The sequence below is a fragment of the Paenisporosarcina quisquiliarum genome (assembly GCF_027563315.1).
In the GTDB taxonomy this organism is placed as follows: Bacteria; Bacillota; Bacilli; order Bacillales_A; family Planococcaceae; genus Paenisporosarcina; species Paenisporosarcina quisquiliarum.
On sequence record NZ_JAMKBJ010000034.1, the window covers coordinates 1 to 370 of the forward strand.

1 rRNA gene is annotated in these 370 nt (G+C 39.7%); it reads left to right on the forward strand.

Annotated features, from left to right (window positions below):
* Positions 1 to 277: 277 nt before the first annotated feature.
* Positions 278 to 370 (forward strand): 23S ribosomal RNA (locus tag M9R32_RS16035); the annotation flags it as partial.

Genomic DNA, 370 nt, shown 5'->3' on the forward strand with positions numbered 1-370 from the left:
CAAGGTAGCCGTATCGGAAGGTGCGGCTGGATCACCTCCTTTCTAAGGATAATCACGGAATACAAACCTTGGGTTTGTAAGTTGACGTTTTGCGTTCAGTTTTGAAGGTTCATCTTCTTTATAGAAGGCGATACTTTCAAAACCTTGTTTTTGTGATTACTTTCACAAAGCAAACTTTGTTCTTTGAAAACTGGATAAAACGACATTGAAAGCAATAAACATTCAAGTAATTCAACATACAATTTCGGTTGTATGCGTAAGAACTTTTTAACTTTTAGGTTAAGTTAATAAGGGCGCACGGTGAATGCCTTGGCACTAGGAGCCGATGAAGGACGGTACTAACACCGATATGCTTCGGGGAGCTGTAAGT